The following is a 14,721-nucleotide window of genomic DNA, read 5'->3' as shown; positions in this document are numbered from 1 at the left end:
GCATCCATGACACACGCCCCCCGTGGCCGCGTCTCGAAGACCGTCTCGAGAGCGGTTCCGTCAACGCTAACAGCGCGGCGCACGCCCGGCCATGGCGCCTTGACAGCGGGAGACACTCTTGCTGGACACCGAATGATCTCGCGCTCGTTCTCCCCGGAGCCCCCCACACGGAGGTCGGATATGCAATTCACGACTCGTCCCACGCTGAGCGGCACCTTCGGCATGGTCTCCTCCACCCACTGGCTCGCCTCGCAGTCGGCGATGGCCGTCCTGGAGGACGGCGGCAACGCCTACGACGCGGCGGTGGCCGGTGCGTTCGTGCTGCACGTCGTCGAGCCGCACCTCAACGGCCCGGCCGGCGAGGTGCCGATCCTGCTCGCCCCGGTCGGCGGCGAGGTACGGGTGCTCTGCGGGCAGGGCGTCGCACCCGCCGGGGCGACGGTCGCCCACTACCGGGACCTCGGCCTGGACCTCGTCCCCGGCACCGGGCCGCTCGCCGCCGCCGTACCGGGCGCGTTCGACGCCTGGATGCTGCTGCTGCGCGACCACGGCACCAAGTCCCTCGACGACGTGCTGAAGTACGCCGTCGGATACGCCGAGCACGGGCACGCGCCCGTGGAGCGCGTCGGCGAGACCGTCGAGACCGTGCGCGAACTGTTCGAGACGGAATGGGCCTCCTCGGCGGACGTCTATCTGCCCGGTGGCAAGGCACCGCGCCCGGGCGAGCTCTTCAGCAACCCCGTGCTCGCCGCCACCTGGAAGCGCCTGCTCGCCGAGACCGCCGGGGCGGGGGACCGGGAGGCACGGATCGAGGCAGCGCGCCATGTGTGGCGCACCGGGTTCATCGCCGAGGCCCTCGTCCGCCAGGCCGGGCGCCCCACCATGGACACCAGCGGCGAACGCCACACCGGCACCCTCACGGCCGCCGACCTCGCCGCCTGGTCCGCGACCTACGAGACGCCGGTGACGTACGACTGGAACGGCTGGACGGTGTGCAAGCCGGGCCCCTGGAGCCAGGGCCCGGTCCTCCTTCAGCAACTCGCCCTCCTGCCGCCCGAACTGCCCCGCTACGGCTCGGCCGACCACGTCCACCTCCTGGTCGAGAACTGCAAGCTCGCCATGGCCGACCGGGAGGCCTGGTACGGGGACGCCGCCGACGTGCCGCTCGACGACCTGCTGTCCGACGCGTACAACACCGTCCGCCGCGCCCTCGTCGGCGAGCGGGCCTCCTACGACCTGAGGCCGGGCAGCCCCGGCGGACGCACCCCGCGTCTGGGGGCGCACGCGCGCGTGGCGGGAGCCGCCCAGGAGGGCTTCGACGCCCTGGGCATCGGTGAACCGACGGTCGCCGGCAGTCCCGCGGAGCCCGTGCCGGGCGAACCGGAGATCGCCGCCGACGGGACCACCCGGGGCGACACCTGTCACCTCGACATCGTCGACCGGTGGGGCAACATGATCTCGGCCACACCCAGCGGCGGCTGGCTCCAGTCCAACCCCGTCGTGCCCGAGCTCGGCTTCCCGCTCGGCACCCGGCTGCAGATGGCCTGGCTGGAGGAGGGCCTGCCCAGCTCGCTCACCCCGGGCCGCCGCCCCCGCAGCACCCTGTCCCCGTCGATCGCGCTGCGCGCGGGCGTCCCCGTCCTGGCGTTCGGCACACCCGGCGGGGATCAGCAGGACCAGTGGCAGCTGCACTTCCTGCTGGCGGTCACGCAGCGCGGCCGGGTCCGCGGCGGCCTCGACCTCCAGGGCGCGATCGACGCCCCGAACTGGCACAACGACAGCTTCCCCGGCTCCTTCTACCCGCGCGGCATGCGCCCGGGCAGCGTGACCGTGGAGTCCCGCACGGACCCGGCCGTCGTCGAGGAACTGCGACGGCGCGGTCACCAGGTGACGGTGGGCGGCCCCTGGTCGGAGGGCCGCCTCTGCGCGGTCGCCCGCGACTCGGAGACCGGTGTGCTGTCGGCGGCGGCGAACCCGCGCGGCATGCAGGGGTACGCCGTCGGCCGCTGACCGGGAGCCCCGGCCGGGCCGCGTCCCCCTTTCACCGTTCATCGGGATTGCACCCGGAGTGCACCGGGTGGCCGGGGAATGTCAGTGGCGCGTGTTGTCATGGAGGGGTGATCGAAAGCACCGAAACCATCGAAGAGTTTCTCGTACAGCACGCCTCCGACGTCGAGGAGGCGATCCGCCAGGCGGCGGCCACCGAGATCATGCCGCGCTGGCGCCGCCTGGCCGCACACGAGGTCGACCAGAAGGCCGGCCCGCACGACCTGGTGACCGACGCCGACCGCAAGGCCGAGCTGTTCCTGACCGAGGCGCTGGCCGCCCTGCTGCCCGGCTCGGTCGTCGTCGGCGAGGAGGCGGTCCACGCCAACCCGGCGACGTACGAGGCGATACGCGGCGACGCCCCGGTCTGGATCGTCGACCCGGTCGACGGGACACGCCAGTTCGTGCGGGGCGAGGCCGGGTTCTGCACCCTCGTCGCGCTGGCCCAGGGCGGCACCCTGCTCGCGTCCTGGACCTACGCCCCCGCCCGCGACCTGCTCGCCACCGCCCAGCGGGGCAAGGGCGCCCACCTCGACGGAGAGCGGCTGTTCGCCGGTGTGCCCGAGCCCGGCCGGGACCTGCGCGTGGCCACCTCCCACCCGGACTACACGACGGACGAGCAGAAGCACGCCCTGCTCTGCCTGCGCACCGAGGGCGTGGCACCGCGCCCCTGCGGCTCGGCCGGGCTGGAGTACCTGGCCATCGCCCGGGGCGAGTCCGACGCGATCGCCTTCTCCTGGGAGGCGGCCTGGGATCACGCGGCCGGGCTGCTCCTGGTCGAGGAGGCGGGCGGCGCCCACCTGACCCGCGCGGGCGAGCCGTTCCGGATCACCGGGGGCAACGCCCTCCCGTTCACCGCGGCCCGCGACGCCGCCACGGCCCGCCGGATCGCGGCGCTTCTGGCGGGCGGAGCATGACGGTCACGGAACGTACACGACTCGTCGCTCGAACCGCGCTCCAGGCCCGCTGTCGGGGAGATTTCCCCCTCGGCCGGTGACTGTCAGTCCCCGGGCATATCCTGATCCCCAGTGGCCGTCGGCTGACGAAGGGGTCCGAAGGTGCCGTCGATGCTCGATGCCGTCGTGGTGGGTGCGGGACCGAACGGACTGACCGCCGCCGTGGAACTGGCCCGCCGCGGCTTCTCCGTCGCCGTCTTCGAAGCCCGGGGCACCGTGGGCGGCGGAGCCCGCACCGAGGAACTCACGCTCCCCGGCTTCCGGCACGACCCGTGTTCCGCCGCCCATCCGCTCGCCATCAACTCGCCCGCTTTCCGCGCCCTCCCGCTCGAGCGTCACGGGCTGGAGTGGCTGCACGCCGAACTGCCCATGGCCCACCCCTTCCCGGACGGCACGGCGGCCGTGCTGGCCCGGTCGGTCGGCGAGACGGCCGCCTCCTTCGGGCCGCGCGACGCCGGGGTGTACCGCAGGCTCGTCGAGCCCTTCCTGCCCAAGTGGGACGTCCTGGCCCGCGACTTCATGTCGCTGCCGCTCACCGCGCTGCCCCGCGACCCGGTCACCCTCGCCCGCTTCGGCCTCGTCGGCCTGCCGCCGTCGACCCTGCTGATGCGCCGCTTCCGCGACGAACGGGCCAGGGCGCTGTTCGCCGGGCTCGTCGCCCATGTCATGGCGCCGCTCGGCGGCTTCGCCACCGGCGCCATCGGCCTGGTCTTCGCCCTCGCGGCGCACGCCCGCGGCTGGCCCGTCGCCCGTGGCGGCTCACAGGCCATCTCCGACGCCCTCGCCGCCCACCTGCGCGACCTCGGCGGCAGCGTCCACACCGACTACGAGGTCAAGCGCCTCGACGACCTGCCGCCGGCCCGCGCCTACGTCTTCGACACCTCGCCCACCGCCCTGGCCCGCATCGCGGGCTTCGGCGACCACTACCGCAACTACCGCTACGGACCGGGCGTCTTCAAGATCGACTACGCGCTGGACGGCCCCGTGCCGTGGACCGCGAAGGAGGCCCGCGTCGCCGGCACGGTGCAGGTCGGCGCGGACCGCGCGGAGATCGGCGCGGCCCTGCGCGCGGCGTCCCGGCAGGGCCGCGCCCCCGACAAGCCGTTCCTGATCACGGTCCAGCCGAGCGTCGTCGACCCCACCCGGGCCCCGGCGGGCAAGCACGTCTTCTGGGCCTACGGCCACGTCCCGCACGGCTGGACCGGCGACCTCACCGACGCCGTCGAGCGTCAACTGGAGCGCTTCGCCCCGGGGTTCCGCGACCGCGTCCTGGCCCGGGCCACCGCGGGCCCGCCCGAACTCGCCGCCCGCAACGCCAACTACGTCGGCGGCGACATCGCCTCCGGAGCGGTCTCCGGCCTCCAGCTCCTGCTGCGCCCGAAGCTCACCCTCTCCCCGTACACGACCCCCCACCCGGCCGTCTTCATCTGCTCGTCGGCGACCCCGCCGGGCCCCGGCGTGCACGGCATGTCGGGGCACAACGCGGCGAAGGCCGTCTGGAAGCGTCTGAGGCAGACATGACCGTCATCGAACTGGTCCAGGGCGACATCACCCGCGAGAGCGCCGACGCGATCGTCAACGCGGCCAACTCCTCGCTGCTGGGCGGGGGAGGCGTCGACGGGGCGATCCACCGGCGCGGTGGTCCCGCGATCCTGGAGGAGTGCCGGCGGCTCCGCGCCTCGCGGTACGGCAAGGGCCTGGCCACCGGCAAGGCCGTCGCCACCACCGCGGGCGACCTGGACGCCCGCTGGGTGATCCACACCGTCGGCCCCGTCTTCAGCGCGACCGAGGACCGCTCCGGCCTCCTCGCCTCCTGCTACCGCGAGTCCCTGCGGATCGCCGACGAACTCGGCGCCCGTACCGTCGCCTTCCCGGCGATCTCCACCGGCGTCTACCGCTACCCGATCAAGGACGCGGCGCGGATCGCCGTGGACGCGGTGCGGGCGGCGAAGACCGACGTCGAGGAGGTCCGGTTCGTGCTCTTCGACGAGCGCGCCTACGAGGCGTTCGCGGCGCGACTGCGCTGAGACGGCACGGCCGGGAGCCGGGCGGGGTTCAGACGGGCTCGGGCTCGAAGTGCCGCAACACGTCCTGGCCGCGCCGGACGACGCCGTACGTGCTCTCCGGTACGGCGTTCCAGACGCCGGGGAGGTCGCCAAGCGGCTCCGAGACGACCAGGCGGGTCTCCTTGGAGATCTGCCGCAGGAACGTGAGGTCGGGGTGCAGGGCGCGTACGTCCTCCACCCGGCTGCTGTAGTACAGCGACCGCGAGGCCCCGCCACTGGAGTAGCGGAAGAACCACATCCGTTCGCCGTCGGTCACGGCGATCGTCATCTGGAGCGGCTCCGGCACCCCGTGCTCGTGCCCCAGCCGTTCGACGAGCCCCGCCATCCGCGCCACCGCGCCCGGCGGGTCGCCGTCGAGCCCGAGGGTGAGGGCCACGTGGAACATCACCTCGGAGTCGGTCGTGCCCTCGAGCGACGGGAACAGCTCCGGGTCGACGGCCAGCATGAGGTCCCGGCGCAGCTCGGAGAATCCGCTGATCGCCCCGTTGTGCATCCACATCCACCGCCCGTGCCGGAAGGGGTGGCAGTTGGTCTGCTGCACGGCGGAACCGGTGGAGGCGCGCACATGGGCGAAGAACAGCGGCGAGCGGACGTGGTCGGCGATCTCCCGGAGGTTGCGGTTGCTCCAGGCGGGACCGGTGTCGCGGATGACGGCGGGCGTGCGCAGATGCGACGCGTACCAGCCGACCCCGAAGCCGTCCCCGTTGGTGGTCTCGACGCCCATCCGCGCGTGCAGGCTCTGGTCGATCAGTGAGTGCTCCGGGCGGTACAGCACATCGTCGAGCAGCACGGGAGTGCCCGAGTAGGCGAGCCAGCGGCACATGGTCGGTACCCCCGTTCCGGGCCGCGTCCGGCATACCGTGCGGCTGCGTGGGTGAGGGGAGCGGATCCGTCTCCCGCCCGTGTGGTCCAGCGAACCCCGGCCCGTGGGGTCTGCGCATCGCCCGTGGCGGGTGGTTGCCGCGCACCCCGCACGTGCGTCGCGCCGTCCGGCGCGACCCGGCCGGGCATGCGTGGGGGAGGGAAGACTGAGATCCTGAGCGAAGGGAGTGCTGCTCGTGTCCTGACGGACGACAGGCGGTGGTGAGCACCATGGCCACGACCGACGCGACTGGTACGGAGCCGGCGATCACGGGCATCGATCCGACCGGCGACCCGCTGCTGCGCACCCGGTTCGCGCTGCCGGAGCGCCCCGCCACGTTCCTGCGCCGGCCCCGTCTGGTCCGGCACCTCGACCAGGCCCTCGCGACGCCCCTGACGATGGTCAACGGTTCGGCCGGCGCGGGCAAGACCCTCCTGGTCGCCGACTGGGCCGTCGGTCTGCGCAAACCGGTCGCCTGGCTCACGACGGACACCACCGACCAGGCACCCGGGGTCTTCTGGGCCTATCTGCTCGAGGCACTGCGCGCCGCGGGCGTCCCCGTGGCGGGCGACGTCGGCTGCCCTGCGGAGGCCGGACGGGTCGACCAGCGGACGCTGACCTGTCTCGCCGCCGACCTCGAGAACCGCGACCACACGACCGTCGTCGTGCTCGACGAGTTCGACCGGGTGACCTCGCCGGAGATCGCGGAGCAGCTGGAGTTCGTCCTGCGCCACGCCGGACGGGGACTGCGCCTGGTCCTCGTCACCCGCACGGAGCCCCTGCTGCCGCTCCACCGGTACCGGGCCTCGGGCGAGCTCACCGAGATCCGGGACGCGGAGCTGGCCTTCACCTCGGAGGAGGCCCACGAGCTGCTGTCACGGCACGGACTGCACCTGCCCGCCAGCGCCGTCCGCGCCCTGGTCGGGCGGACCCAGGGCTGGGCCGCGGGCCTCAGTCTGTGCGCGCTGGCCGCCCGGCAGAGCCCGGACGCCCAGGCCTATGTGAAGCAGTTCGAGGCCGACCACAGCACGGTGGCCGACTACCTGCTGGCCGAGGTGCTCGACCGGCAGCCACCCGGCACCCAGGACCTGCTGCTGCGCATCAGCGTCCTGGACCGCTTCTGCCCCGACCTGGTGAACGCGCTGACGCGGCGCGGTGACGCGGAACCGATCCTGGCCTCGCTGCACCGCGAGAACGCGTTCGTCCACTACCTCGGCCACTCCTGGTACAGCCTGCATCCCCTCTTCGCGGAGATACTCCGCGCCCACCTTCGGGAGCGGTTCCCCGGCCTGGAGCCGGAACTGCGCGGCCGGGCCGCCCGGTGGCTGCGCCGCTCCGGAGCCCTCCCCGACGCGCTCGTCCAGGGGGCGGCGGCGGACGACTGGGAGTTCACCACCCGGGCGGTCGTCGACGACCTCGCGATCGGGCAGCTCTTCACCGGCCTGCGCTCAGAGGACCTGTCCGCCCTGTTCGCCGGGATGGGCAGCGAGGTCAGGGGCCCGGCGCCCGACCTCGTCCGCGCGGCACGCGAACTGGCGCGGCACGATCTCGACCACGGCCTGACCCATCTGCGCCGGGCCGAGGAGCAACTGGCCGGGGACGGGAACGAACCGGCGCGGGGCAAGCTCAGCTGCGCCCTGCTGGAAGCCCTGGCGGGACGGCTGACCGGCTCCCCGGGCAGAGCGGAACGCGCCGCCGAGCAGGCATGGGCCCTCCGGAAGGACGTCCCCGCGCAGCTCCTGGAGGAGCATCCGGAACTCACCGCCCTCCTGCTCGCCCACCTCGGCTCCGCCCGGCTGTGGGCGGGGCGTTTCGACGACGCCCGGTCCGCCCTGTCGGCGGTCGCGGGGCACCAGGGCGGGGCGGCGATGGCGCTGCCCCGGTGTGAGGCCCTCGGGCAGCTGGCCCTGATCGACTACCTGAACGGCTGGCCCGGCCGGGCGGAACACAAGGCCCGGGCGGCGGCCGGCCAGGCGGAGCACTACAGCCTGCCGCACCGCTCCGGCTCGGGCGCCGGCCCCGTCGTCCTGGCCGCCGTGCACATCGACCGCGACGAACTCGCCGAGGCCCAGGCGCTCCTCGACGCGGCGGACGGCTCCCCGTCGCTCGTCGAGGACCCGGTGCTGGAAGCGGGCCGGACCCTCACCCGGGGGCACCTGCTGCTGGCGAGGGGGGATGCCAGGGGCGCGCTGACAGCGGCCGAGGCGATCGTCCCGGCCGCAGCGAGCTCGCCCTGGGCTCGGGACCACAGCGCCCTGCTCGCGTCCGCCGCCCACCTGGCCGAAGGGCGTACCGAGCTCGCCGAGAAGGTCGTGGAGCCGGTGGCACGGCACCGGACGGCCTGTGCGGTCGGGGCGGCGCGGGCCCGGCTCGCGGCGGGGCACCCCGAGGAGGCGCTCGACCTCCTGGACGGCCTGCCCGAGGACGACCGGCCCGGCCCGGCGGTCACCGTCCGCGCCACGCTGGTACGCGCCCAGGCCGCACACGAGACCGGGGACCAGGAGAGCGCCCGCCGCCTCGTCGCCCGCGCGCTGCTCGACGGCCGGCGCGAGCGGCTGCGCCGGCCGTTCCGGGAAGCCGGACCCTGGCTCCGCCCGCTGCTGAGCACCGGCAGGCCACGGGAACTGGCCGAGGGCTGGCTCGTCTCCGGCCACGGCCGCCACCGCGCTCTCGGACACACCCCGCCGCACACCCCGGGGGAATCCGGCCCCGACCTGGCGGTCGAGGAACTGAGCGCCCGGGAGCGGGACGTGCTGCGCAGACTGTCCCAGATGATGTCGACGCAGGAGATCGCCGCCGACCTCCACCTCTCCGCGAACACCGTGAAGACCCACCTGAAGAGCATCTACCGCAAGCTCGCGGTCAGCCGCCGCGGTGACGCCGTGCGCCGCGCCCGCGACCTGCGCCTGCTGTGAACCTCCGACGGACCCTTCGACGAGGTCGGCGAGGTTCACCTGCGCCGGGTGAGGGCGGCCGGCCCACCCGGGCGGAGCATCAGGGGGACAGGGCGCGTACCACCGCCCAGGCCGCCCGCGAGAGAGCAGCTCATGCGCTACGAGATCCGTGTCGACGGGCAGATGTCGGAGACGCTCGTCAAGGTCTTCCCGGAGCTGGAGCACGTGACGATGCCCGGTCAGACCGTCCTGTACGGCCCCGTCGTCGACATGGCGCACCTGTACGGGCTGCTGACCCGTTTCCAGTCACTGGGACTCAGGGTCGTGGAGATGCGCCGGCTGCCGGAGTGACCCTGGGGGACGAGACGGGTCCCGCCCGGTCACAGGGTCGCCGTGGGAATCCGGCCGGAGCGGGCCGCGCTGCCCAGCGCCGCGAAGTCCCGCTCGTTCTGATCGGCGTAGGCCTGGGCGAACGAGGTGAGCGCGCGGTCGAAGCGGTCGCTGCCGCCCAGGTAGGCCGCGATGGCGACGGGGTCGCCCGAGCGGGCGTGGGCCCGGGCCAGGCTCGCCCCGCACAGCCGCGCGAACAGCCGCAGCAGGCCGGGGCTCATGGTGTCCGGACGGGCGATGCCCTTCCAGTCCCGCAACTGCCGTACGTAGAGGTCCCGCTCGTGCCCGTCGAGGCCCAGGGCGTGCGTCCAGCCCAGCAGGATGTCGCTGGTGGTCTGGATCAGCCGCTGTCCCGCGACCACGCGGTGGCCCTGGTTGTCGTAGCGGTCGCCGCCGGTGTGGGCCGCGAGCACGGACTCCTGCGCCTCCTTGGCCTGGAGCAGCAGGGGATCGTCGTCGTCCCGGCCCAGCAGGAGCACGATCCAGCAGCGGGTGCCGACGCTGCCGACCCCGACCACCTTGCGGGCGATGTCCACCATGCGGTAGCGGCGCAGCAGGTGCCTGCGCTCGGAGGACAGGGACTGGGCGTACCCCTCCAGGACGGTGCGCAGCTCCTTCTCCTGCCTGTGCGGCGAGGAGTCGCTCACCAGGTCCCGCAGCGGAGTGATCAGCGGCGGGTCGGGCGCGATCCGCCGCCCTTCGGCCGTCGCCCGGGTGAGTTTCGCGAAGGCCTGGAGGCCGGTGCGGGTGCGGGCCTTCGCCGTCGCCTCGGCGGTACGGCGCCTCGCGTCCTTGGTCATCGACGCGGCCATCAGCTCCCGCAGCTGGTCGGCGTCGTCCTGCGCGTACCAGATGTCCAGGGTGCGCATGCCGGCGAACTCCCGCATCCGCTGCCGGTAGGCCCGTACACACGCCTCCACCGTGCTGTTCTGCACCGTGGTCTCGAACCCGTCGGCCCGCCCCGCGATGGCGAAGCTGGCCGCCAGCCGCTTCACGTCCCACTCGAACGGCCCGGCCAGGGTCTCGTCGAAGTCGTTGATGTCGAACACCAGATGGCGCTCCGGCGAGGCCAGCAGCCGGAAGTTCAGCAGATGGGCGTCCCCGCAGAGCTGCACCCGCAGACCGGTGTCCGCGGCGGCCCCCAGGTCGGCGGCCATGATGGCCGCCGCGCCCCGGTAGAAGCGGAACGGGGACTCGAGCATCCGGGCGTAGCGGATCGGCACCAGGTCCGCCACCCGGGTCGCCGACTGGCGCTCCACCACGTCGACCGGGTCGAACCGCTCCGGACCCGCCTCGAAGGAGCCGTGGGACGAGCGCGGGACGCGCCGCCGCGCGCTCCGGCCCTCGGCCGCCCGCTCGGCCGGCGACAGGAAGGTCTTCTCGGGGCTCGTCACGGTCATGGCTCAGCCCTCCGGCCGGTGGGGGAAGTCGTCCGACGGCTCACGCCCCTGCCTGCGCAGTCCGGCCTGCACCGCGCCGGCGAGAATCCGCGCGGCCACGCCCACCAGCAGCACCCCGCCCAGCATCTGAAACATCGTCAGCACGCGTGCCGTCTGGGAACGGGCCACGATGTCGCCGTAGCCGACGGTGGAGAACGTCGTGAGCGTGAAGTACAGGGAGTCCGTCTTGGTCAGCGGCTCGCTGAACGAGCCCGGGGTGGAGTGCTCCAGCAGGAAGTAGGCGCCCGCGAAGAGCAACACGAACAGCGCCAGCGTGGCGGCCAGGGTCTCGACGGCCTTCAGCCGGGGATAGGGCGAGGACACGATGGCCCGCACCTCCCACCAGAAGACCCCGACGACCAGCAGCAGGCCACAGGCGAGCAGCGCCGAAGTACCGGCCGTGCCGCGTCCGTCCAGGGGCAGCACGTAGTAGACGGTGACCAGCCCGACCGCGATGAGGGCGGCGCGCACGAGAGCCGTGACCGCCGCGCGCCGCCGCGGGCGCCGCCCCTGGTGCTGCTGCTCCCGCGCCCGCCGGAGCCGGGCGGGCCCGGTCCGGGCAGCCGCTGGATGGTCCATCTCGTGTCTCTCGGCCGTGGGTTCTCTCTCGGTCGGGTGCGTCGCACGGTCCACTTCACCGCCGCGGCGCCGGGTACGGATCACCCACCGCGGGTGACCCGGCGGCGGACGGCCCGCGGACCCGCCCCGGCGCGGCCGGCCCCGGCGCCGACCCCGGCGGACGACGCCGCCGGACGCTCACCCGCCCCGGGTGAGGCGGCCGGGACCGGGCCGTGAGCACGCTGGGAGCGGCACGGCACGGCTGCCGGGCGCGGGTCCGGGACGGAGGAGTGACATGAGTGGGCAGACGTATCTCGCGTATGACTTTCCGCTGCTGAGCAGCTTCTGGGCGATCCTGTTCTTCTTCCTGTGGATCATGTGGATCGTGCTGCTGTTCCGGGTGGTCCTCGACATCTTCCGGGACGACTCCCTCAGCGGCTGGGGCAAGGCCGGCTGGCTGGTCTTCTGCGTCGTCCTGCCCTTCATCGGCGTCTTCGTCTACGTCGTCGCCCGCGGCAAGGACATGGGCCGCCGGGAGACGGCACAGGCCCGTGAGCAGCAGGAGGCCTTCGACAGCTACATCCGGGAGACCGCCAGGGGCGGCGGCAGCAGCGCCGACGAACTCGCCAGGCTGTCGGAGATCCGCGCCCGCGGTGACATCACGGACGAGGAGTTCCGCAGGGCGAAGGAGATGGTCCTGAGCGGCTCCCACCGGTCGGGAGTCTGACCCCCCGGCCACCACCCCCGGTCGCCGAAGGCACCGGACGCAGGCGAAACGAGGCAGCAGATGACCGCCACTCACCCGACGGGCGCGCACACCGCGAGGCGCGAATGGGCCGTCGGCACCATGGTCCTCGGAGCCGTCATGCTCATGATCGCCGGGATCCTGGGCATCATGCGCGGAATCGCCGGGATCGCCGAGGACGACGTGTTCGTCACCACCCCCAACTATGTCTTCCGATACGACCTCACGGGCTGGGGCTGGATCCACCTGATCCTGGGCGCGGTCGCCGTGGCCGTCAGCATCGGGCTGTTCCAGGCGTCGACGTGGGCGCGGGTGGCCGGCGTGGGCATCGCCGGACTCGTCATCATCGCCAACTTCCTCTCCCTGCCGTCCTATCCGGTCTGGTCGTTGGTGATGATCGCGATCTCCGGGCTCATCATCTGGGCGCTGTGCACCGTCCGCAAGGACGACGCCTGGCAGCCCTTCGAACAGCCGCCCGGCAATCCATGAGACACAGCCGTGGCCGGCCGGGGCGAGACGTTGCTGCCGGCCCATCGGCCGAGGTGGAGGACATGACTCACCCGGACAGGCGGACAGTTGCGGGTGTCAGCGCGCTCAGGCGCGGGTGCGGACCAGCAGCAGCGCGACGTCGTCGTCGGGCTCCGGGCTGAGCGCGCTGAGCAGGCTGTCGCTGGTGCGTTGCAGGCTGGGTCCCGCGTTCTGCAGGTGGCGGGTCAGCGTGGTGAGGCCGGCGTCGATCGGCTCCCCGCGGTTCTCGACCAGCCCGTCGGTGTAGAGGGCGAGCAGCGAGCCCGGGGCGAACTCCACCTCCACGGTGCCGAACTCCACCCCGCCCACCCCGAGCGGGACGCCGCCGGGCACGTCGACGAGCTCGGCGCTGCCGTCCGGCCCGGCGAGCACGGGCGGCAGGTGACCCGCGCTGGACAGCGCGCAGGTGCCGGCCCGCAGGTCGCACACGGCGTACACGCAGGTGGCGATCGCGTCCCCGAGCGAACCGGCGATGTCGTCGAGGTGGCGCAGCAGTTCGGCGGGCGGCAGGTCCAGCCGGGCCAGGGCCCGCGTCGCCGTGCTCAGCTGACCCATGATCGCCGCGGCCTGGACGCCCTTGCCCATGACGTCGCCGACGACGAGCCCGGTGCGGCCCGGCCCCAGCGGCAGCACGTCGTACCAGTCGCCGCCGACCTCGCTGAGGGCCGGGCGGTAGCGGGCGGCGATGTCGAGCCCCTCCCGCTCGGCGGGCGTGGCCGGGAGCAGGCTGCGCTGGAGCGTCAGGGCCGTGCCGCGCTCCCGGCCGTAGAGGCGTGCGTTGTCGATGGAGATCGCGGCGCGCGCGGCGAGTTCCGAGGCGAGCACCTGGTCCCGGTCGTCGAAGGGACGCTCGGTGACCGTGCGGTACAGCGTGAGCGTGCCGAGCACCTTGCCCCGGGCCATCAGCGGCAGCGCCAGGTAGGTGTGCGCACCGGCCTCGCGCAGGGTCTGGGCGGCGCGCGCGTCCCGGGCGATGCGCCGCATCATCTTCGTGTCCACGCTTTCGACCAGGACGGGGCGGCCGCTGCGGACGCACTGCGTGATGATCCGTGACGAGCCGTAGGTGGCGAGCTCGCCGACCGGGTCGGCGGCGTGGATCGCGTCGGTGGGGTAGCCGGCCGCGACGGCCAGTGCCCTGAACTCGGCGGACGCGCTGTCCGACACCGGCGCGATGGTGCCGTGCGCCACGACGGACTCCAGGACGTCCACGGCGGCCAGGTCCGCGAGGTGCGACACCACCACGTCGGCCAGTTCCTGGGCGGTCTGCCGGAGGTCCAGCGTGGTGCCGATCCGCACCCCGGCGTCGGCGATCACCGACAGGTGCTGGCGGGCCCGCGCCACCTCGGCGGCGGCCTGCTGGCGCTCGGTGACGTCCAGCACGGCCATCGCGAGGCCCAGCACCCGGCCGTCGGTGTCCTCGATGCGGTGGTACGACTCCGAGTAGGCGCGGTCCTCCTCGTCCGCCGCCGTCCGGCCGATGGTCTGCTGGTCGAGCAGGGGCCTGCCGGTCTTGAGGACGTGCCGCATCCGGTTCTCGATGGCCGCCACGTCCAGGTCCGGCAGCACCTCCGCGAGCCGGCGTCCCCGCACGGCCTCCTCGGGCACGCCGTTGATCCGCTCCAGCGCGGGGTTGACGCCGACCCAGCGCAGGTCGTTGTCGAAGACGGCGATGCCGAGCGGTGTCTGGTTGACGAGGCTGTGCGAGAGGGCGAGGTCCCGCTCGACGTTCCGTACGGTCGTCGCGTCCGCGGCGAGGCCGAGCAGGTGGGGCTGGCCCTCGGGGTCCAGCAGCCGCATGGTGCGGAACTCCACGGCGCGCTCCGTGCCGTCCTTGTGCCGCAGCGGGAAGACCCCGGCCCAGCGGTCCCCCGACCTGACCTGCGCGAACAGTTCCCTGCCGCGAGGCCGGTTCTCCGGCGCGAGCAGGAGCGTGTCGGCACGCTGCCGCAGGGCCTCGGCCGCGGTGTAGCCGAGCAGCTGCTCGATCTCGGGGCTCCAGAGCGCGATGTGCCCGCTCGCGTCCAGGACCACGGCGGCGACCTTCAGCAGGTCCAGGAGCCCGCCGGGCGCGGCCGTGACGGCATCGCGGTCCGACGTCGCATACCCGTTCATGCGAGCCGCTCCTTCCGGCGCGGCAAAAGGTACCGCCAAGATCCGTCATGCGGGCTGTCCGATGAGGTCACAGTAAGTCGGAAGGGCGGCACTGTCGCGCCGAAGCGGCAAAAAACCGAGGTGCG

The 14,721-nt window shown here is 73.5% G+C and carries 12 protein-coding genes; 8 read left to right on the top strand and 4 right to left on the bottom strand.

Going from position 1 to position 14,721, the window contains the following annotated elements:
* The first annotated feature begins 180 nt into the window (after positions 1 to 180).
* The 4 genes from ABEA82_RS22140 to ABEA82_RS22125 all read left to right on the top strand — a co-directional run bounded on the left by ABEA82_RS22140 (position 181) and on the right by ABEA82_RS22125 (position 5,029).
* Positions 181 to 2,010 carry a gamma-glutamyltransferase family protein gene (locus tag ABEA82_RS22140; protein WP_345663310.1) on the top strand — a complete coding sequence of 610 codons (1,830 nt, stop codon included), beginning with the start codon at positions 181 to 183 and terminating at the stop codon, positions 2,008 to 2,010.
* Between the two features lie 107 nt (positions 2,011 to 2,117).
* Positions 2,118 to 2,963: an inositol monophosphatase family protein gene (locus ABEA82_RS22135; protein WP_345663309.1), complete on the top strand. Its 846-nt coding sequence runs from the start codon at positions 2,118 to 2,120 to the stop codon at positions 2,961 to 2,963.
* 150 nt (positions 2,964 to 3,113) lie between these two features.
* Positions 3,114 to 4,523: a phytoene desaturase family protein gene (locus ABEA82_RS22130; protein WP_345663308.1), complete on the top strand. Its 1,410-nt coding sequence runs from the start codon at positions 3,114 to 3,116 to the stop codon at positions 4,521 to 4,523.
* Complete coding sequence (locus ABEA82_RS22125) at positions 4,520 to 5,029, top strand: O-acetyl-ADP-ribose deacetylase (RefSeq protein WP_345663307.1); 510 nt, start codon at positions 4,520 to 4,522, stop codon at positions 5,027 to 5,029. Before ABEA82_RS22130 ends, ABEA82_RS22125 begins: the two co-directional genes overlap by 4 nt.
* Positions 5,030 to 5,057: 28 nt before the next feature.
* On the opposite strand, the gene ABEA82_RS22120 is transcribed toward ABEA82_RS22125, so the two are convergent.
* On the bottom strand, positions 5,058 to 5,891 hold the full coding sequence (locus ABEA82_RS22120) for a class II glutamine amidotransferase (RefSeq protein WP_345663306.1): 834 nt from the start codon (positions 5,889 to 5,891) through the stop codon (positions 5,058 to 5,060).
* Between the two features lie 269 nt (positions 5,892 to 6,160).
* On the opposite strand from ABEA82_RS22120, the gene ABEA82_RS22115 reads away from it, so the two are divergent.
* Both ABEA82_RS22115 and ABEA82_RS22110 read left to right on the top strand, forming a co-directional pair.
* Positions 6,161 to 8,845, top strand: a complete 2,685-nt coding sequence (locus ABEA82_RS22115; protein ID WP_345663305.1) for a winged helix-turn-helix domain-containing protein — start codon at positions 6,161 to 6,163, stop codon at positions 8,843 to 8,845.
* Between the two features lie 132 nt (positions 8,846 to 8,977).
* Positions 8,978 to 9,175 (top strand): hypothetical protein, encoded by a 198-nt coding sequence (locus ABEA82_RS22110; RefSeq protein ID WP_345663304.1) that lies wholly within the window; start codon positions 8,978 to 8,980, stop codon positions 9,173 to 9,175.
* Positions 9,176 to 9,204: 29 nt separating this feature from the next.
* Here the strand turns inward: ABEA82_RS22110 and ABEA82_RS22105 are convergent, their stop codons facing one another.
* Positions 9,205 to 10,614 carry a DUF2252 domain-containing protein gene (locus ABEA82_RS22105; RefSeq protein WP_345663303.1) on the bottom strand — a complete coding sequence of 470 codons (1,410 nt, stop codon included), beginning with the start codon at positions 10,612 to 10,614 and terminating at the stop codon, positions 9,205 to 9,207.
* A 3-nt stretch (positions 10,615 to 10,617) separates the two neighbouring features.
* Entirely contained in the window at positions 10,618 to 11,232 is a 615-nt protein-coding gene (locus ABEA82_RS22100; protein ID WP_345663302.1) for a potassium channel family protein, read from the bottom strand.
* A 274-nt stretch (positions 11,233 to 11,506) separates the two neighbouring features.
* On the opposite strand from ABEA82_RS22100, the gene ABEA82_RS22095 reads away from it, so the two are divergent.
* Together ABEA82_RS22095 and ABEA82_RS22090 are read left to right on the top strand one after the other, a co-directional pair.
* Positions 11,507 to 11,938, top strand: coding sequence for an SHOCT domain-containing protein (locus ABEA82_RS22095; RefSeq protein ID WP_345663301.1), 432 nt, complete (start codon positions 11,507 to 11,509; stop codon positions 11,936 to 11,938).
* 60 nt (positions 11,939 to 11,998) lie between these two features.
* On the top strand, positions 11,999 to 12,445 hold the full coding sequence (locus ABEA82_RS22090; protein ID WP_345663300.1) for a DUF7144 family membrane protein: 447 nt from the start codon (positions 11,999 to 12,001) through the stop codon (positions 12,443 to 12,445).
* 105 nt (positions 12,446 to 12,550) lie between these two features.
* On the opposite strand, the gene ABEA82_RS22085 is transcribed toward ABEA82_RS22090, so the two are convergent.
* Entirely contained in the window at positions 12,551 to 14,596 is a 2,046-nt protein-coding gene (locus tag ABEA82_RS22085) for a SpoIIE family protein phosphatase (protein ID WP_345663299.1), read from the bottom strand.
* Positions 14,597 to 14,721: the final 125 nt, after the last annotated feature.

This window comes from Streptomyces venetus (assembly GCF_039540295.1).
GTDB classification, from domain to species: Bacteria; Actinomycetota; Actinomycetes; order Streptomycetales; family Streptomycetaceae; genus Streptomyces; species Streptomyces venetus.
Note: the sequence above shows the minus strand (reverse complement) of the source record. Positions and strands in the feature narration are given on the sequence as shown.